Genomic DNA, 17,900 nt, shown 5'->3' with positions numbered 1-17,900 from the left:
CCATGACGCAACGCATCATCATCGCCGATGATCATCCGCTGTTTCGTGCAGCGCTTGGCCACGCGGTGGCGAATGTGTGGCCCGATGCGCAGGTGATCGAAGCATCCAGCGCGGGCGAAGCGCGCGCCGCACTGGCTGAGCCAGCCGATTGCCTGCTGCTCGACCTGCATATGGAAGACTCGCATGGGCTGAGCGCGCTGATGGATGTGCGGCAGGACTTCCCCGCCGTGCCGGTGGTGATCGTGTCAGCAAGTGAAGAGCCGCGCGTTTACAGCGCGGCAGCGCAATTGGGTGCGGCTGCGTTCATTCCGAAATCCGCCAGCCTCCCGGTCATGCGCGAGGCCTTGGAAGCGGTGCGTGAGGGCGACAATTGGTTTCCCGAAAGCGGGGACGATGCCGAGGATGACGATCTTGCGCGGATAAGCTCGCTCACGCCGGCGCAGCGCCGCATTCTCGAACACATGCGTGCAGGCCTGCTCAACAAGCAGATCGCCTATGAACTCTCCATCAGCGAAGCGACGGTAAAAGCGCACATCACCGCCATATTCCGCAAGCTGAATGTGATCAGCCGGACGCAGGCGGCGATGCTGGCCGCGAAACTTGATGTCGATCAGCCGGCGGCGGACTCCGCTTCGTCCTGATCCTCTGCCGCTGACCTGGCTGCGAGCGCGCTGGCGATAAGCGAGCGCAGGGCTGCAGGCGCGGCGGGCTTGAGCAGGCGGTGCGCGCCGATGGACTGTGCGGCTGCAGCGGTGTTCTCGCTGGCTTCGGCAGTGTGCAGGATCACTGGTGGGCGGCGGCCCCACGCATCGCAAAGCTGCAAATACACCTGATGCCCCAGCACATCGTCATCGAGCTGGTAATCGAGCAACACGATATCGGGCGCTCCAGATGAGCTTTCGAGAGCGGTGTCAAAGTCAGGTGCATCGGTCACTTCAAGCTGCCAACGTTCGAGCAGTGCGCGTGCCGCCTCCCGTGCGCCTTCCTCATTGTCGATCACCAGTATCCGGGCTCCCGAAAGACTGGCGCCCGCCCTGCGACCGGAGGCTTTGTGCGGAGCCTCTGCCCAATGCTCCACAGGCATGTGGAGGGCAAAGCAACTTCCGCTGCCCCTCTCTGAACGCGTTTCGACATGCAGGCCGAGCAGAACGGTGATGCGCCGCACGATGGCAAGACCTAGGCCTAGCCCTTCGCGGTCGCTCGCCTCTGCACGCTGGAATTCGCCGAACACGCGTTCGATATCATCCTCGGCAATTCCGCGACCGGTATCGTAAACGCATAGCGCAATTCCGTCTGATCTGCGGCGCACACCGATCAGCACACCGCCGTTTTGCGTGTAGCGCACCGCATTGCTCACGAAATTGCGCAGGACGCTGGCGAGCAGTGCTCTATCCGTCCGCACCCAGGCGCGCGTTTTGACGTGACGCAGAGTGATACCTTTGGCCTCTGCCTGAACGGTAAATTCGCGCGCGATTTCGGTGAGCACATCATCGAGCGGGATGGAAGCAAATTGCGGCTCGATCCCTCCGCCATCCAGCTTGGAAATATCGAGCAACGCGCGGATCAGCCGGTCTGCGGAAGCGATCGAGCCATCGAGATCGCGCACGAGTTTGTGAGAAGGGTTATCCGCTCCCAGTTCCTCTCCAAGCGCGGAGGTAAACAGACGTGCGGCGTTGAGCGGTTGGATCAGATCGTGGCTGGCAGCTGCAAGAAAGCGCGTTTTGGAGCGGGTGGCTTTTTCCAGCGCCGCATTGGCATCGCTCAATTGCGCGGTGCGTTCGGCAACCTTCTCTTCCAACGCCTGTTCGGCGCGCCGATCTGCAGTGACATCGGTGTAGGAGGTGACATATCCGCCGCCCGGCGCAGGATTGCCGACGATACGCATGATCGTGCCATCGGCCTGTTCACGCTCCATCCGATGCTGGCGACCGGCCCGCATATGTTCGAGGCGCTTTTCGACCTCCTCGGCGATCAACTCCTCGGGCACATCGCCGCGCCTCAGGTTCCATGCGATCAGACGCGCAATCGGTGTTCCAATCGTGACAAGATCTGCCGGCATGCCGAACATGCTGCGATATTGGCTGTTCCACGCGACCAGATTCATATCCGCATCCACCACAGCCACGCCCTGCTCGATATTCTCGATCGCGAGCTGCAGCAGATCGGCGTTGAAAGTGAGCTTGCGGCTGGTTTCATCCATCATCGCCACGACATCGGCGAGCGGGACTGGCTCTCCGCCCGACCAGGAAGAGACCAGCATGCGTGATGATGATGATCCCACGACCCCGGCAATCGTGCGCTCTGCCATGGCCATGACAATCTCATCCGCCGGATCGCTATCGCGATAGATACCGGGCAATGCGGCGATGGCGGCATTGGCCCGATCGCTGCCGACAATCTGCCCAAGCAGCAGACGGATATCCGCGACGCGTTTGCGGGTGACGAAATTGACGTTTTGACCAGGACCTCCGCTTGGAACGAAAGTGGCCGCCTGCGCTGCATCGACTATGCTCGGCGAGAAGGCCGCTGAGACGAGCCAGTAGACTAGTGTATTCGCGCCAAGGCTCAGGATTGTGCCGGAAACCAGCGTGTCGGGATGAATTTGCACGATCGCGGCATCGCCCGTCATCGCCGGCAATATCAGCAGCGCGAGCCAGCAGACGAAGCCCGTGACCAGTCCCGCCAGCATACCGGCCTTGTTCCCATGTCGGCTGACCATTCCGAGTACGAGACCAGGGGCGAATTGTGCCGCCGCAGCAAAGGCAAGCGTGCCCATGCCCGCAAGACTGACACCGCGCCCAAACCCCAAATAAACGAAATAGGCCAGCGCAAGCAGGCCAGCGATGACCGCCCGCCGCACCAGCAGGAGGCGTCGAGCGAGCAGTGAGCGATCCCCACCTCCGCGCAATTGCTGGCGAAGAAGGACCGGGGCGAGCAGGTCGTTTGTGATCATCGTAGAAAGTGCGACGCTGGCGATCAGGATCATGCCTGTCGATGCCGAAAGGCCGCCGATGAAGACGAGCAGCGCCAGCGCATCATTTCCCATGGCCAGCGGCAAGGCCAGCACGATGGTGTCACGCGGAACATCGGCTGGCAGGGCGGCAGTTCCGGCGAGCACGATCGGGATAATCACCAGCGCGGTGAACGCCAGATAGGCGGGGAAGACCCAGCGCATGGCAGGCGTCAATCTATCTGTCGGCGCTTCGACGAAAATCATATGGAATTGCCGTGGCAGGCAAAGCGCGGCGCAAGCGGCCAGCAGCGTCAGTATGCCAAAGCGTAGATCGATCTGATCGGCCCGGAAAACCTGCGCGGCCTCCGTGGTGCGAAGCTCACCGCCAAGTAGAATGGCAGCCGAAACAGCGACCGCGATCAACGCGACCAGTTTGACGACAGCCTCGATAGCGATGGTGAGCACCAATCCAGCGTTGTCGCCCGCGCGGTCTGCCCTGCGCGATCCAAACAGGATGGCGAATACAGCCATTGCGGCGGCAACCAGAAACACAATCTGGTCGAACTCGATCCCCGCTGCCATCCCTTCATCAAGCGCAGCAAGCGAGGCACCGACCGAGCGCAATTGCAGTGCCATGTAGGGAAGCGATCCGAGGGTCGCGATGATGGTGACGAGCGCTGCAACGCTCGCGCTTTTGCCATAACGGGCAGAGAGAAAATCGGCGATGGAAGTGGAATGTTGCGCCTGTGATTGCGCCAACACGCGTCCGATAAACCGATGGCCCAAGGCGAAAACCAGTATAGGGCCCAGATAGATCGGCAGGAATTGCCATCCCGCGCTCGCCGCTGTTCCGACACCGCCAAAGAAGGTCCAGCTGGTGCAATAAACTGCGAGTGAAAGACCATAGACGAGGCCGGGATATCTGGCGCGCCCGTCATCGCCTGCAGCATCGCGGCGCGCGGCGATCCAGAACAGCAGGCCCAGATACAGGGCGCTGGCGATAATGGCGCTTGCAAACAGCATGCAGCCGTCTTCTCCCCTCTCAATTCAGGCTAGCGCGGCATGGTGATTTTGCAATACGAAAGGGGCGGCACCCTCAGATGCCGCCCCTTCAGCTTTGGCGGAGGCGCAATCAATGCGCGTGCGCTTCTCCTGCTCCGCGCGGTACGCGGATGCTGTCCACCAGCTTGCGCACATCGCTGGGCGTGCGACCGGTCATCTTGGCCACCGCGATGGCAACGGCGAAGTGCAGCACCATGCCGACCACGCCGATACCTTCAGGCGAAATGCCCAGCAGCCAGTTCTCGGCCACATTTGCCTCCGGGTTCATCAGCTTGAAGTAAAAGATGTAGCCAAAAGTGAAGGCAAGGCCGCTGACCATGCCGGCAATCGCGCCTTCCCGGTTCATGAACTTCGTGAAGATGCCCATGAAGATCGCCGGGAACAGGCTGGCCGCAGCCAGGCCGAAAGCGAAGGCGACCACCTGCGCCACCCATCCTGGCGGATAGATGCCGAGGTATCCGGCGACAAGGATCGCTGCCGTAGCCGCGACACGGGCTGCCAGGAGCTCTCCTTTCTCCGAGATATTCGGCCTGAAGGTCGATTTCAGCAGGTCGTGACTGACCGAACTCGAAATCACCAAGAGCAGGCCTGCCGCCGTGGATAGCGCAGCCGCAAGGCCGCCGGCTGCCACAAGAGCGATCACCCATCCCGGCAGATTGCCGATTTCCGGATTGGCGAGCACCATGATGTCGCGGTCGACATAGACTTCGTTCTCGCTGTCAGCGACAGGTTCATTGCTGACGACACGCTCACCCGAAGGTCCGGTTTCACCTTCCATGAATTCGGGCGCACCGGCGAAGGCATCGCCCGAACGGTATTGCATAACGCCGTCGCCGTTCTTGTCCTGCCATGCGATCAGGTCATTGCTTTCCCAATTCTGGAACCACTCGGGTGCTTCGGCATAGCTGGTCTCGTTCACCGTATCGATGAAGTTGATCCGGGCGAATGCGCCAACAGCCGGAGCCGTGGTGTAGAGCAGGGCGATGAACAGCAGCGCCCAGCCAGCCGATTTGCGCGCGTCCGATGCCTTGGGCACGGTGAAGAAGCGCACGATCACATGGGGCAGGCCCGCCGTGCCGACCATCAGCGCCAACGTAATGCAGAACACGTCGATCATCGACTTGCTGCCATCGGTATATGCGCCGAAACCCAGATCCTGTAAGACCAGATCAAGCTTTTGCAGTACGTATAATCCGGACCCGTCATTCACTTCAGACCCCAGGCCGATCTGCGGGATCGGGTTGCCGGTAATCATGAAGCTGAGGAAGAATGCCGGGACCATATAGGCGGTAATCAGCACGCAATATTGCGCGACCTGGGTGTAGGTGATCCCCTTCATGCCGCCGAGAACGGCGTAAATGAACACAATGCCCATGCCGATGATCACGCCCCAGAAAATCGACACATCGAGGAAGCGTGAGAACACGATCCCGACGCCGCGCATCTGGCCCGCAATATAGGTGAAGCTGATGAAAATCAGGCAGATCACTGCGACAACGCGCGCAGTCTTCGAATAATACCGGGTGCCAATGAAATCGGGCACGGTGAATTGTCCGAACTTGCGCAGGTATGGCGCAAGAAGCAGCGCCAGCAGCACATAGCCGCCCGTCCAGCCCATCAGGTAGACCGATGCATCATAGCCGAGGAAGGCGATAAGGCCCGCCATCGAAATGAAGCTGGCCGCTGACATCCAGTCAGCCGCCGTTGCCATGCCGTTGACGACCGGATTCACCCCGCCACCGGCAACATAGAATTCCTTGGTCGAACCCGCGCGGCTCCAGATGGCGATGCCGATATACATCGCGAAGCTGAGGCCGACGAAGATGTAGATAAGGGTTTGTGTTTCCATGATCCCCTCCCTCAATCGTCAAGGTCGTACTTGCGCTCGAGCGAGCGCATTTTGACGACGTAATAGAGAATGAGCAGCATGAAGACGTAGATCGATCCTTGCTGCGCGAACCAGAAGCCGAGCGGATATCCGCCGAGCATGAACTGATCGAGCCAGTCGCGGAACAATATGCCTGCGCCGAAAGATACGATGAACCAGATGGTCATCAATGAAACCAGCAATCGGATATTGTCCCGCCAGTAAGCGGATTCGTTGGCGGACGTCGTCTCGCCGGTATCGGGTGGTGTGTTTTCAGCCATTATCCCCTCCATTTTCTCCGAGCAGCCAAAGGCGGCAGCTTGCCCGGAAGGCTATGCGCCAAGGCGAGGCGAGGGGAGAGCGACTTTAGTATGAGAGGCTCAACGAAGCCTTTCCAGCCGCGAAAGGCGCGTGTCTGCGGGTAGGCGAGTGAGCTGGGCGAGGAACAGTTCGGCAGCGGCCAGCGCATCGCTCAACGCATCATGCGCAGCGTATTCGGGTAGCCCATAGCGACTGCGGGTAGGGCCGAGGCGATAGGCGTCAGTCCCAATGAGATGAGGCGACAGATGTCTCTCCAGCGCCAGCGTGCAGATCGACCGAGTAGGAAGCTTCACTCCCCACAGCTTACGACTGGCGCTCTGTAGCGCAGCAGTGTCGATATTCGCCCCATGCGCCACGATAATGCGACCGCCCGCCGCCAAGAGCACCTTTGTCAGCACATCTGCAAGCGGCTCACCGCTGGCGGCGCGCTGCTCACCAATTCCGTGGATGGTCACAGCATCGCTGTCGAGCGTGGCATCGCTGCGGATGTCGCAGGAGTTCGCACTTTCCAGTGAAATCCCGCTCGAGGCGAATGGCAGCCAGCCGGCCTGAAGCAAATGCGCATTGTCGCGCAGCCCATCGAGTTCGAGGTCCACGGCTAGAAAGCGGGCATCGTTCACCTCTGTGTCGGGAGAAGGCCAGACTGAGGCCGCAAAGCTGGCAAGTGCGCTGTTTCCGCTGGCCTCCAGCGCTCGTAAATCGCGACTGAAGCGCCATCGCCGCAGCATGTCAGGCAATGCCGCCTGCAAGGTTACGCCTCAGCGAATCCAGCGCGCCGCGGATCACTCCGAACGCATCTTTCAGATGATCACGTTCAAGTGGAGAGAGGGTTGACGGCGCGATCGCATTATCGGGCTCAATCCCGTCTGCCACCTGGTCGGCCTGATGGCGAATGCGCAGCTCGCTCACCAGCGTCATGGCATCGATCAGGCTTTGGGCATCGCCAGTGGCCATCCGGCCATCTTGTGCGATAGCTCGAAGCCGCTCCGCAGTGCCGACAGCGACCGAACCATTGGAGAGAGCCAGCGTTCGCGCCACGTCGATAATCGGCATGATGGCCTGCGCTTTCACGTCGAATACTTTGCTACCATCCGCCGCATCTTCGAGCACGAGATTGCGGAAAATGCCGAGCGGCACTTTGCTGCGCTGCGCATCGCTGGCGAGGTAGCTGGCAAAAATCGATGATTTTGAGGCATGAGCGACGACATCGCTTCTGAGATCTTCGACAAGCTTGGCCTCTCCATGCACGCAGCGCATATCGAAGAAAATGGTGGCCCGCAGGATGCGGTCTTCATCCGGCCTCTCGATCCAGTCCTCATATCGTTTTCGCCATCCGGTAGCGGTCAGCCGCTGGTCCGCATTCTTGGCCATGATGCCTCCCTTGCAGTAGACGAAACCGCATTCATGAAGCAGGTCGGAAATGCGCGTGCCAAGCGCAGCGAAATATTCTTCGCCTGCTGCGTCGACTTCGTCTGCGATGAGGAGGCCGTTATCCTGATCGGAGCCGACCAATTGTTCCTCGCGTGCCAGCGATCCGAATACGGCCAACGCGTAAGGTACGGGAGGCGGTCCGAGTTCTGCCTCGGCCAGTTCTGCAGCGCGGCGATGGGTGGCTTCGCCCAAGGCTGAGACGAAACGCGTGACATGCCGGGGAGACAATCCTTGGCGGACCATCCGCACGAAGCTGTCGGGAATCCGCCGCGCCGCTGCCACCAGAGCTTCAGCCGTTTCCGCTCGCGCAATGGCTAATCCTGCATCAATTGCATTATGGCCGAGATGGGCGAGGATATCGCTGGACGAAATCATGCCTGCGAGCACGCCGCTTTTATCCAGAAGCGGGATGTGGCGAAATCCGCCCGATGCCATCAGCGCCATCGCCTCGGCCACGCTGTCATGCGTGTGCAGCGTGCGTGGATTAGGCGTCATCACTGCGCTGACAGGCTGTGTCGGTGGCAGCCCTGTTGCAACCACCCGGTTGCGCAAATCCTTATCGCTCAAAATACCGACGAGGTCCGCACCATCGCAAACGGCAAGCGTACTAACATCAGCGGCCTGCATGATCTGTGCGGCGTCACGAATACTGTCTTCTGGTGCGCAGGTGACGGGACTCGTCCGGCGCATCAGGCTATCGATGCGCACAGCGTCGAAGCCGCTATATGCCTCCTCCTCGCGTCGCCGCAAGGCATGCCGAATGCGATCAGATTCGTCTTCGCTGAAATATTCGCGGAAGCGCGGATTTTCGTCACGCAGGCGCAGGAATTCGGCGCCGGGCAACGCGTAGATCAGCGTATCTTCCAACGCGATGGTTGTGTTGCGGATTTCTCCGCCGCGCAGGATCGAGGGATAGGCAAAGGCGCTCCCGCTTTCGAGGCGCGCGGTAAGTTCTCTCCCTGCTAGCCGGAGTTCTACCGCGCCCGAGCGCACGATCATCAGGCGGTCATTGGATTTGCCAGCGGTCAGGATTTCATCGCCTGCACGGTGATAGGTCACTGTCACGCGCGGCGAGATGCGCGACAGCTCCTCGTTGCTGAGCAGGTCGAACGGCGGCGATTTCCTGAGAAACCGCGTAATCTCGGCAATCTCCTGTGCCATGTCGCTTGTATAGCGAAACTCGGCGGCCTGCGCTTTGCGACTTTGGTAGGGATTATATTGCCTGCGGGATCCGCTCTTAGGTGCGTTTGCATCGCCACGTCCGAAAGTCTTGCTTGAATATTGCGCGAAAAAGGTTTCTGTCTTCGGGCACTAATCCCAGACTGAGACGTTGGGACGTGGAGAGGCGGTGTATTGCCGTTGGTAAAGAAGGGGAGAAACCCGAATGAAGATTGATATGCGTCATCTTGGATTGCTCGCCGGCACAGCACTGCTGGCAGCTTGTGGCGGCAGCGGTGATGAGCCCGCACCCGCAGAACCGGCCGATACCACGGAAGCCGAAGCACCGGCTGGTGATATGTCTGATGCGGGCGACGCTGGCGATGCAGCACCTGCTGCGGACAATACCGAAACCGTCGACGGCACAATGCTCGCCAACTTCACTGGTGATGCGGCTGCAGGCGAAGAAGTGTTTGCCCAGTGCGGCGCGTGTCACGTGGTCGAGCCGGGCGTGAACCGCATTGGCCCCTCGCTTCACGGCATTGTCGGCAATGAAGCTGGTGCGGTTGAAGGCTTCAACTATAGCCCTGCCAATGCCAACAGTGGCATCACCTGGACGCCTGAAAAGCTTTTCCAGTATCTTGAAAATCCGCAGCGCGTTGTTCCGGGAACGACAATGACTTTCGCAGGTCTGTCCGATCCGCAGAACCGCGCCGACGTGATCGCTTATCTCGAAACGACCGAATAAGCTCACTACGAAGATCACAAAAAGGGGGCGCAAACCACACCGGTTTGCGCCTCTTTTGTGTGAGCTTAGCTTAGGCAGCGACGGAGCCGCGCGCCAGCTCGCATTGCGACCAGATATCGCTCAACGCATTGATCAGGCGATCGATATCGCCGTCATCATGCACAGGCGATGGCGTTAGCCGCAAACGCTCTGTTCCAACCGGCACCGTCGGATAATTGATCGGCTGCACGTAGATGCCGTGATTGTCCATCAGCCAGTCGCTAATCATTTTGCACTTGTGCGCATCGCCCACCATCACCGGGATGATGTGGCTGGGATTGGGGAGGTGGGGAATACCGAGCATGTCGAGTTTGGCGCGAACGGTGGCGACCCGGTCACGCTGCAATTCGCGCTCCTTACTGCTCACTTTCAGATGTTTGATGCTGGCGCAGGCGCCCGCGGCCACCGCAGGGGGCAGGGCGGTGCTAAAGATAAAGCCGCTGGCAAAGGTGCGAACGAAATCGACGAGATCAGCGCTGGCAGCGATATAGCCGCCCATTACCCCGAATGCCTTGCCCAGCGTGCCCTCGATCACAGTGATGCGGTCCATCAGACCTTCGCGTTCAGCAATGCCGCCGCCGCGCTCGCCGTAGAGGCCGACGGCGTGGACCTCATCGATATAGCTCATCGCGCCGTGCTTTTCGCAGACATCGAGGATCTCCGCGATGGGAGCGATGTCGCCATCCATCGAATAGACGCTCTCGAATGCAACGAGCTTTGGCACGCCCGCCGGGAAGGCCGATAGGTGGCGATCAAGGTCTTCGGGATCGTTATGCTTCCAGATCTTGTATTCCGCGCGGCTGTGGCGAATGCCTTCGATCATGCTCGCATGGTTGAGCGCATCGGAGAAGACCACGCAGCCCGGGATTTTGCTCGCAAGCGTGCCAAGGCCCGCCCAGTTCGAGACATAGCCGCTAGTGAAGAGTAGCGCGGCTTCCTTGCCGTGAAGGTCAGCCAGTTCCTGTTCCAGCAACACGTGCTGGTGATTGGTGCCGGAGATATTACGCGTACCGCCAGCGCCAGCGCCGCACTGGTCAAGAACCGTGTGCATGGCTTCGAGCACGACGGGGTGCTGGCCCATGCCGAGGTAGTCGTTGGAGCACCAGACGGTAACGCTCTGTGTGCCATCATTCACATATCGCGTGGCATGCGGGAATGCGCCGCGCTTGCGCTCGATCTCGGTGAAGACGCGGTAGCGCCCTTCATCGCGAACGGACTGCAATTGCTCGGCGAAGAAACCGTCAAAATCCATGATCAAACTTCCCCTCTTGTAATCGGGCTTTGCGCCATTTTGCTGCGGCGTGAGCGAGGCAAGGCCCAGCCCCACAGCATGCCGTCCCTGAACGGCAAGGCGAGAAATATGTGTTCGACTGTGCCGAGCGCAGCAAAGGCGAACAGCAGGCTCGCGCCCACCGCTTCTGCACTTCCGGCAGGCGAATTGATGGCGACGCTGCCCAGCCAGATGCTGAGCGCGGCCGCCGCCATGATCGAGACCACCAAGGGCCAACCAAGCCGCTGCGGCCCGTAATAGCTTTTCAGATAGGCCAGGTGCGGCGGCAGAATGTCCGTCGCCGAGTTCGGTACACCGTGAAAGATGTTGAGCTTGGTCGAAAGGCGCATGACGTAAAGCAACGCGAAAGTCATCGCAGCGAGCTGGTTTGGCGCATTCCAGGTGAGCGAAATCAGCATGACCGCTGTGAGTGTCAGCGCAATTTCGTGGTGCGAGAGCGTGGATGCCGCTTGGCAGAAACGCTCCCATGCGGAGATGCCTTCGGCGCACGGTTCCTTCCTTGACCCCGACACCGCTCCGGTCAGAAAGCCGATTTCGAGCCAGGACCAGACAAGGATTGCAGCGCCGAACGCAGCATAGGCTGCCCAGACGGAAACCGAATTCATCGTCAGGAAAACGATGCACAGCCCGATGATCCCAGCCGCGCCGCCGAGCATGAGGCTGCGCGGGAATGTGCTGCGCTCACGGTTGTCGATCCAGGCGACGAGCCCGGTGGCGATAAACCAGATCGCGATGGTCGCCAGAACCGGCAAGATATGGCCGCTCCAGCTTACCACGCAGGCTGCATCCGGACGTTTTCAGGGAGTTGATTGGGCTTGGTGCGGTGCAAGTACATGCGGGCGAAATTCCATCCCGCGCCCAGCATTCCTTTGATCTGGGTCAATTTCCCGGAAATTCCGCCACGCTCCTTCCCCGCCTCGATTGTCTGGCTCGCTTGATACAGCGCTTCCATCTTGGCGCGGAAAGCGGGATCGTCGATGTCGAGCTCTACCGGGAAAACCTGGCGGCTTATCTGGTTGCAGATCGAGAAAACCTTATAATCATAGTCGGTCGGATCGATTCCCAGCGCGGCGTGGAACAGCGGCCGGTTGTGATCGCGCACATACATGGTCGCATAGACCGACAGCAGGAAGAAGCGGATCCACAACTTGTTGTGGCCTTTCAACAGCTTCGGATCGGCATGCATGAGCAGGGCGAAAGCCTCTCCATGGCGGAACTCGTCATTGCACCATTCTTCGAACCAGCTGAAAATCGGGTGGATTTGCTTGTCCGGATTCGCCGCGAGGTGGCGGTAAATCGTGATATAGCGCGCATAGCCGATCTTCTCCGACAGATAGACTGCGTACCAGATGAATTTCGGCTTGAAGAAAGTGTATTTCTTCGTCCGCGTCAGGAAGCCGAGATCGATGCCGATGCCTGCATCTTTGAGGCTTTCATTGATGAAACCGGCATGGCGGCTTTCATCGCGTGCGAGCAGTTTGAAGAGCTGCTTCACATCCGGGTTCTTCGTGCGCTTGGCGATCTCCGCATAGAGCACGCAGCCGGAAAACTCGGCAGTGAGCGAGCTTACGAGAAAGTCGATCATCTCCGCCCGCAGGCCCGGCTCAAGCTTGTCGAGCGCGCCTTTGAAACTGTCATCCTTCTTGAAGTGTTTCTTATTGGGATCGCCCTGCATTTCCGCGATCAGCGAGTCCCACTCACCGCGGACGGAGGACACGTCGATCGCATCCAGCGCATCGAAATCGGTGGTGTAGAAGCGCGGCGAGAGAACGGTGTTCTCCTTCGCCATATCCATCGCGTCTTCTTTGGTGATTGCTGTGTGTGCGTTCATCGCACCCTCCCCGGATTGAAGCTGACTTCGTACAGCTCCTTGAAATCGAAATAGGCGGCGGCGCGCGTCCAAGCCCGCATCAGTGGCCCGGCGCGTGTGACGGTGGCCATGCGATCAAACACGGCGGTCTCGCCAAAGGAAATCTGGATGGGATCGCCATGCACGCGCACGCGGTCTCCCGGTTGGATGCCGACTTCGTGCGCGAGCTCGACATGCGCGTGAAAATGATCCTCGCTCTGTTCCACGGCGATGCGGCAGGGAAGGTCGAATGTGCGGGCCATCACGATATGTCTTCCTCTTCCAGCATGGCGGCGAAGATCGCGCGGTTGTCCGGCCCGAAGCCGCCGAGCTCCAGCGTGCGGCCTGTCGCGCTGTCGGCGAGCGAGAGGCTGCCATCTTCCCACATGGTGAGCGCGAAAGGCGGCTCTGCGCCGATGCCATGGGCGCGCCTTTCCCGTGCGAGGCCGCGCAATACGCCGCGCACGAAGCCGCCGCTTTGCGTCTCCGTATCCACCACGATCACCGTGTCGCCGCTGCTGACATCGGTCACGATCACACTTCCGTCTTCCTGATCGAGGAAGCGCAGGTCCCGCTCCGCCACGGCGCTGACATTGGCCTGCTCGCGTTCGACAGCGGGCACGGCTGCCCGGTCGATAAAGCCGAAGACTACCGCGAGTGTCAGCAGGAAGCTGACGCCGACAAAGGCAATGGCTGAAACCAGTGCCGGGCGCGGGATGGTGTTTTCGTGATCGTGAGCGTGGCTCATGCGTGGGCCTCCTCCAGCCCGGTGGCGGGACGGTTCACCGAGCTGGCGCGCGGCTCTTCCTTCACGTTGGGGACAAGCGCATTGCAGGCGTCTGCCAGAAGCTTTGCGACAGCTTCCGCATCGGGCAGAGCGCGCAGCATCGGCTGCACGGCGCTCAGTTTCCACGGGCGGGCATGCGGCCAGAGCATGGCATAGCCAAGGCCGTGGCGGCCGCTCAGGTGCAGCGAAATGTCACCGTATCCGTTAGCGAGTGCGCGCAATTCGGCAGAGCCGATCAAGTGCAGCGGCAGGTTGATGCATTTGTTGAGCGCAATGCCGATGCGCAGCACGATCCGGCGATTGGTAATCGTATAGACGCTGGTACGGGCGACCAGCACGGCAAAACCAGCGAGCAGCCCCAGTGTAACGACGGCTGCGATCACGCTGGCGACCGCTCCGCCGACACTGCCGCTCAACACAGACCATAGCGCCAGCAGCGCGAAATAGCCGATCACCCAGCGGCTGTAGAGTGCCGTGCGGAGAAATACCCGCCAGTCTGGCGCGCCCTGCCAGAGGACGGCTTCGCCCTTGGGCAAGTCCCCCGGCAGGCCGCGGACCGGTTCGTGATCGTATTCGATCATACGAACGGCTCCTGCCGCCGCTCATTGGCGTAGAGATAACCACCGCCGAAATAGGCGATCACGCGCTCTTCTTCGTAACGGGTGATTTCGGTGGCAGAAGCGACTGCCGGAACGCCCGCGTAATCTGCGGCATTGATCGCATCGATCATCACCCGGTCCTTGCGCACCACGGCCATGGCCATCGGGGCGAGAACCTTTTTCGCGCCGGTGTCCACTTCGAGATAGCGCACGATATGTTCGGACCGGTCGACCCACATGTCGGTGACGGTGCCGGCTTCCTTGCCATCTGCAGCCAGCACTTTGAGGCCGCGCGGATCGACACTGAACATGAAGGACGCGACGCCGAATTCATCGTCCGAAGACATCGGGACGATGCGCGGCGTGCCGTGCGCTGTCATGTCTGGATATTTCGCGCGGTCGGCGAAAGCTGCGGGGCCAACCCCATCGACCAGCGGATTACCTGTCGGAGAATAGGGGGCGCCAGGGAAAGGCTCGATCCGGCGCGCGGCTATTTCCGCCGGGTCGCGGTTGTTGTTCGGCGCGGAAAAGGTGCCTTTGCCAAACGGCAGCTTGAACGTTTTGGGCTCTGCCGTGCTGAGCGGTCCGCCAGGCTCGTGGACCATCCCGGTCATCTCGTCCTCGACGGGATAGCCTTCGCGCCGGTCTTCGCGCCTCAGCCAAAAGACAAGACAGATGAAAAACAGCACGAACAGGTAGAATGCCAGTTCGGCCACATCGATTGTGCCCACAATATTACCGTCAGCCATCGGAGTTTCCTTTCGCGGAAATCATGTCGGGAATTCCTGCAATCCGAACGCAGCAGCGCCGCTGTGCGACCTGCCCGAACGGCGTTTCCCGACGAGGGGGCCGAGCACCGCCAGCGTGCCCAGCAACAGGATAATTTCGATCATGTAGACAGTGCCATAACCAGTAGCGCGCCCAGCCAGCGTGGCACCGAATGCGTCAGCCAGGGCGTAGTTCGAAACGGCATCGCGAATGATGCCTCCAAGCGCGATTGCCGCGCCCATTGCGGTGGCCTGCACGGCGCCCCAAGCGCCAAGGGCCAGGCCCGCGTCATCTTCGTGTGAAAGCTCCATCGCGGCGCACAGCGTGCCGACCGAGAACAGGCCGACGCCAAGGCCGATGACCAAAGCTCCGCCCACCAGCAAGAACGGCGCACCCAAAGGCGACGCGAACAGGATCATCATGAAGGCTGCAATGCCAATCACCGCACCCGTGCCTGAAAGGCGGAGCGGATCGACATTGCGCGAGAGGTATCGGGCAGACAGCGTAAAGCCCACCAGCGCGCCGAAGGCCCATGCTCCGGTAAGGCCGGTGGTCGCGCCGACGCTCATGCCCAGCACTTCGCCGCCAAACGGCTCCAAGAGTGCATCCTGCATGGCAAAGGCCATTGTCCCGAGACCGATGGCCGTCAGCAGGCGCAGTGTGTTCGGGCGGGCAGCGAAGGTCTGCCAAACGGTTTTGAAGGCGGGGCGGGGTTCGCTCGTATCGGTCAGCGCACGGTTGCGTGCTTCCTGCTTCCACAGGGCGATGACGTTCAGCACCATGGTCAGAACGGCCGCGCCCTGAATGACCTGCACCAGCCGCGTTGGCGAGAAATCGTGCAGCAGGCTGCCGATGATGAAAGCGGAGAACATCATGCCGACGAGCAACATGACGTAGAGCAGCGCGACCGCTCGCGGGCGTTTGTCCTTGGGGGCAAGATCGGTGGCGAGAGCAAGGCCAGCGGTCTGCGTCGTGTGCATACCTGCACCTGCCAGCACGAATGCGAGCATGGAGGCAGCGACGCCAAGGTTGAAATCTTCCGGGCTGCTCATCAGCAGCAGCGCGAAGGGCATGATGGCAAGCCCGCCAAACTGCATCAGTGAGCCGAACCAGATGTAGGGCACTCGCCGCCAGCCCAAAACGCTGCGATGCGTGTCCGAACGGTGGCCCAGCGCGGCGCGGAAGGGCGCGACCAGCAGCGGGATCGCGATCATCGTTGCGACAAGCCATGCGGGGATGCCGAGCTCCACGATCATCACGCGGTTGAGCGTGCCGTTGAGAAGCACAAGGCACATGCCAACGCTCACCTGGAAAAGCGCAAGGCGCATCAAGCGGCCGAGCGGCAGATCGGCGCTCGCCGCATCGGCAAAGGGCAGGAAGGCTGTCGCCACCCGTGTCCATTTCGCCGAGACAGGAACGCGCTGATCCATCAGCTCTTCACCAGCTTTAGTGCGTGGGATGTGTAGAAGCCGCTCGAAACACGGTGGCTGCGCGCAATGCGCCAGCCGGTAAGGGCGGAGAGCCGATCGCGCAGTTCATCTTCGGCCACCGGCACGATTGCGGGCGAGCGATCGGAGCGGGGGAAGAGCTTGCCCACCTTGTGCATGGTGCCGAGCAGCTTGGTGTAAGGCGCGAAAGTGAACAGGATCGAGCGATGCGCCCGCTCGCTCAGCACGGCGAGTGTCTCGACAATGTCTTCGGCCCGGTAGTGGATCAACGAGTCCATCGCGACGATGTGATCGAAGGTGCCGAGCGCCGGATCGAGCATGTCGCCCGTTTTCCAATGGATACGGCCGTGGCCATGAAAACTGTCGGCCCGTTGCTTCGCGATATCGACAAGCCCGCCGGCAACATCGATAGCGGTGACTTCCGCACCGCGGCATGCGGCTTCCATGCTCAGCGCGCCAGTGCCGCATCCGGCGTCCAGCAGCTGGCTGCGGCGCAGGTCTGCAGGAAGCCAATCGAGCAGCGTGCTGCGCATTTCATCGCGGCCTGCGCGCACGGTGGCGCGGATGCCGCTGACCTTTGCATCCGATGTAAGATCGATCCACGCCTTGCGCGCCGTCCCGTCAAAATAGGCGGCGAGCTTTTCGCGCTGCGCATCATATTGGGTGGGAGCACGGGTGGCCATCATTCAAATCCCAGGAAGTCGAAAATGTCGCGGTCTTTCATCGGCGTTGCCGTCTGCGGCTCGACACCGTCCCACAGCAATTGCGCGAGGCGGATGTATTCCATCTGCGCGGCGTGAACGTCCGGATCATCGCTATCCATTTCGAACAGCGTGCACTTCTTCAGGCGGCTGCGACGGATGGCGTCGAGATCCTTGAAATGGGCGAGCCGCTCCATGCCGATCTTGTCGGCGAAGCGGTCGATCTCGTCGGTCTCGCGGCTGCGATTGGCGATCACGCCAGCGAGCCGCACTTCGTAGTTCTTCGCCTTCGCGCCAATGGCGGCGACGATGCGGTTCATCGCGAAGATGCTGTCGAAATCATTGGCCGCGACCACCAGCGCGCGCTCGGCATGTTGCAGCGGGGCAGCAAAGCCGCCGCATACCACATCGCCCAGAACGTCGAAAATCACCACATCGGTGTCTTCCAGCAAATGGTGCTGTTTGAGCAGTTTCACCGTCTGGCCAACGACATAGCCGCCGCAGCCGGTGCCAGCAGGCGGGCCGCCCGCCTCGACGCACATCACGCCATTATAGCCTTCGAACATATAATCCTCAGGCCGCAATTCTTCGGAGTGAAACTCGACCTCTTCGAGCACGTCGATCACCGTCGGCATCAGCTTCTTGGTGAGCGTGAATGTGGAATCGTGCTTCGGATCGCAGCCGATCTGGAGCACCCGGTGGCCCAGCTTGCTGAAAGCGGCAGACAGATTGGACGAAGTTGTCGATTTGCCGATGCCGCCCTTGCCATAAACGGCGAACACCTTGGCGCCCTTGATCTTGTCACTCGGATCAAGCTTGACCTGCACCGATCCCTCGCCATCCGGCTGCATCGTCTTCGGGGGTGTCATCACATTCAT

17 protein-coding genes are annotated in these 17,900 nt (G+C 60.7%); 2 read left to right on the top strand and 15 right to left on the bottom strand.

Annotated elements, in window-relative coordinates:
• The first annotated feature begins 2 nt into the window (after window positions 1-2).
• The gene (locus O2N64_RS01285; RefSeq protein ID WP_271078494.1) at window positions 3-641 is read left to right on the top strand and encodes a response regulator transcription factor; all 639 of its coding nucleotides are present in this window, start codon (window positions 3-5) and stop codon (window positions 639-641) included.
• Here O2N64_RS01285 and O2N64_RS01280 read toward each other — a convergent pair.
• From O2N64_RS01280 to O2N64_RS01260, 5 genes are all read right to left on the bottom strand, one after another.
• Window positions 611-3,976, bottom strand: coding sequence for a hybrid sensor histidine kinase/response regulator (locus tag O2N64_RS01280; RefSeq protein WP_271078493.1), 3,366 nt, complete (start codon window positions 3,974-3,976; stop codon window positions 611-613). The genes O2N64_RS01285 and O2N64_RS01280 overlap by 31 nt on opposite strands.
• Before the next feature lie 109 nt (window positions 3,977-4,085).
• The gene (locus tag O2N64_RS01275) at window positions 4,086-5,864 is read right to left on the bottom strand and encodes a sodium:solute symporter family protein (protein WP_271078492.1); all 1,779 of its coding nucleotides are present in this window, start codon (window positions 5,862-5,864) and stop codon (window positions 4,086-4,088) included.
• Window positions 5,865-5,875: 11 nt separating this feature from the next.
• Window positions 5,876-6,163: a DUF4212 domain-containing protein gene (locus O2N64_RS01270; protein WP_271078491.1), complete on the bottom strand. Its 288-nt coding sequence runs from the start codon at window positions 6,161-6,163 to the stop codon at window positions 5,876-5,878.
• 99 nt (window positions 6,164-6,262) lie between these two features.
• On the bottom strand, window positions 6,263-6,823 hold the full coding sequence (locus tag O2N64_RS01265) for a 3'-5' exonuclease (RefSeq protein WP_271078490.1): 561 nt from the start codon (window positions 6,821-6,823) through the stop codon (window positions 6,263-6,265).
• 109 nt (window positions 6,824-6,932) lie between these two features.
• Window positions 6,933-8,795 (bottom strand): DUF294 nucleotidyltransferase-like domain-containing protein, encoded by a 1,863-nt coding sequence (locus O2N64_RS01260; protein ID WP_271078489.1) that lies wholly within the window; start codon window positions 8,793-8,795, stop codon window positions 6,933-6,935.
• A gap of 223 nt (window positions 8,796-9,018) precedes the next feature.
• Here O2N64_RS01260 and O2N64_RS01255 point away from each other — a divergent pair, with 223 nt between their 5' ends.
• Complete coding sequence (locus tag O2N64_RS01255; RefSeq protein WP_271078488.1) at window positions 9,019-9,540, top strand: c-type cytochrome; 522 nt, start codon at window positions 9,019-9,021, stop codon at window positions 9,538-9,540.
• 70 nt (window positions 9,541-9,610) lie between these two features.
• On the opposite strand, the gene hemA is transcribed toward O2N64_RS01255, so the two are convergent.
• From hemA to bchL, 10 genes are read right to left on the bottom strand one after another with little or no spacing between them, the layout of a single operon-like run.
• Window positions 9,611-10,831, bottom strand: coding sequence for a 5-aminolevulinate synthase (gene hemA, locus O2N64_RS01250; RefSeq protein WP_271078487.1), 1,221 nt, complete (start codon window positions 10,829-10,831; stop codon window positions 9,611-9,613).
• A 2-nt stretch (window positions 10,832-10,833) separates the two neighbouring features.
• Window positions 10,834-11,646, bottom strand: coding sequence for a putative photosynthetic complex assembly protein PuhE (puhE, locus tag O2N64_RS01245; RefSeq protein WP_271078486.1), 813 nt, complete (start codon window positions 11,644-11,646; stop codon window positions 10,834-10,836).
• The gene (gene acsF / locus O2N64_RS01240; RefSeq protein WP_271078485.1) at window positions 11,640-12,701 is read right to left on the bottom strand and encodes a magnesium-protoporphyrin IX monomethyl ester (oxidative) cyclase; all 1,062 of its coding nucleotides are present in this window, start codon (window positions 12,699-12,701) and stop codon (window positions 11,640-11,642) included. The genes puhE and acsF overlap by 7 nt, the downstream gene beginning before the upstream one ends.
• On the bottom strand, window positions 12,698-12,982 hold the full coding sequence (locus O2N64_RS01235) for a hypothetical protein (protein ID WP_271079689.1): 285 nt from the start codon (window positions 12,980-12,982) through the stop codon (window positions 12,698-12,700). The genes acsF and O2N64_RS01235 overlap by 4 nt, the downstream gene beginning before the upstream one ends.
• Window positions 12,982-13,467: a photosynthetic complex assembly protein PuhC gene (gene puhC, locus O2N64_RS01230; protein ID WP_271078484.1), complete on the bottom strand. Its 486-nt coding sequence runs from the start codon at window positions 13,465-13,467 to the stop codon at window positions 12,982-12,984. The genes O2N64_RS01235 and puhC overlap by 1 nt, the downstream gene beginning before the upstream one ends.
• A complete protein-coding gene (gene puhB, locus O2N64_RS01225; protein WP_271078483.1) occupies window positions 13,464-14,087 on the bottom strand; it encodes a photosynthetic complex putative assembly protein PuhB in 624 nt (207 codons plus the stop codon). The genes puhC and puhB overlap by 4 nt, the downstream gene beginning before the upstream one ends.
• Window positions 14,084-14,854 carry a photosynthetic reaction center subunit H gene (gene puhA, locus O2N64_RS01220; RefSeq protein ID WP_271078482.1) on the bottom strand — a complete coding sequence of 257 codons (771 nt, stop codon included), beginning with the start codon at window positions 14,852-14,854 and terminating at the stop codon, window positions 14,084-14,086. Before puhA ends, puhB begins: the two co-directional genes overlap by 4 nt.
• A 21-nt stretch (window positions 14,855-14,875) precedes the next feature.
• Window positions 14,876-16,303, bottom strand: a complete 1,428-nt coding sequence (locus O2N64_RS01215) for a BCD family MFS transporter (protein WP_271078481.1) — start codon at window positions 16,301-16,303, stop codon at window positions 14,876-14,878.
• Window positions 16,303-17,004, bottom strand: a complete 702-nt coding sequence (gene bchM / locus O2N64_RS01210; protein ID WP_271079688.1) for a magnesium protoporphyrin IX methyltransferase — start codon at window positions 17,002-17,004, stop codon at window positions 16,303-16,305. The genes O2N64_RS01215 and bchM overlap by 1 nt, the downstream gene beginning before the upstream one ends.
• Window positions 17,004-17,891 (bottom strand): ferredoxin:protochlorophyllide reductase (ATP-dependent) iron-sulfur ATP-binding protein, encoded by an 888-nt coding sequence (gene bchL / locus O2N64_RS01205; RefSeq protein WP_271079687.1) that lies wholly within the window; start codon window positions 17,889-17,891, stop codon window positions 17,004-17,006. The genes bchM and bchL overlap by 1 nt, the downstream gene beginning before the upstream one ends.
• Window positions 17,892-17,900 lie beyond the last annotated feature (9 nt).

This window comes from Aurantiacibacter sp. MUD61 (assembly GCF_027912455.1).
Classification (GTDB): Bacteria; Pseudomonadota; Alphaproteobacteria; order Sphingomonadales; family Sphingomonadaceae; genus Alteraurantiacibacter.
Note: the sequence above shows the minus strand (reverse complement) of the source record. Positions and strands in the feature narration are given on the sequence as shown.

Bases quoted from the DNA above. Each gene is read 5' to 3' on its own strand.
- O2N64_RS01285 (WP_271078494.1), top strand. From the start codon at position 3: ATGACGCAACGCATCATCATCGCCGATGATCATCCGCTGTTTCGTGCA.
- O2N64_RS01280 (WP_271078493.1), bottom strand. From the start codon at position 3,976: ATGCTGTTTGCAAGCGCCATTATCGCCAGCGCCCTGTATCTGGGCCTG.
- O2N64_RS01275 (WP_271078492.1), bottom strand. From the start codon at position 5,864: ATGGAAACACAAACCCTTATCTACATCTTCGTCGGCCTCAGCTTCGCG.
- O2N64_RS01270 (WP_271078491.1), bottom strand. From the start codon at position 6,163: ATGGCTGAAAACACACCACCCGATACCGGCGAGACGACGTCCGCCAAC.
- O2N64_RS01260 (WP_271078489.1), bottom strand. From the start codon at position 8,795: ATGGCACAGGAGATTGCCGAGATTACGCGGTTTCTCAGGAAATCGCCG.
- O2N64_RS01255 (WP_271078488.1), top strand. From the start codon at position 9,019: ATGAAGATTGATATGCGTCATCTTGGATTGCTCGCCGGCACAGCACTG.
- hemA (WP_271078487.1), bottom strand. From the start codon at position 10,831: ATGGATTTTGACGGTTTCTTCGCCGAGCAATTGCAGTCCGTTCGCGAT.
- acsF (WP_271078485.1), bottom strand. From the start codon at position 12,701: ATGAACGCACACACAGCAATCACCAAAGAAGACGCGATGGATATGGCG.
- O2N64_RS01235 (WP_271079689.1), bottom strand. From the start codon at position 12,982: ATGGCCCGCACATTCGACCTTCCCTGCCGCATCGCCGTGGAACAGAGC.
- puhC (WP_271078484.1), bottom strand. From the start codon at position 13,467: ATGAGCCACGCTCACGATCACGAAAACACCATCCCGCGCCCGGCACTG.
- puhB (WP_271078483.1), bottom strand. From the start codon at position 14,087: ATGATCGAATACGATCACGAACCGGTCCGCGGCCTGCCGGGGGACTTG.
- puhA (WP_271078482.1), bottom strand. From the start codon at position 14,854: ATGGCTGACGGTAATATTGTGGGCACAATCGATGTGGCCGAACTGGCA.
- O2N64_RS01215 (WP_271078481.1), bottom strand. From the start codon at position 16,303: ATGGATCAGCGCGTTCCTGTCTCGGCGAAATGGACACGGGTGGCGACA.
- bchM (WP_271079688.1), bottom strand. From the start codon at position 17,004: ATGGCCACCCGTGCTCCCACCCAATATGATGCGCAGCGCGAAAAGCTC.
- bchL (WP_271079687.1), bottom strand. From the start codon at position 17,891: ATGACACCCCCGAAGACGATGCAGCCGGATGGCGAGGGATCGGTGCAG.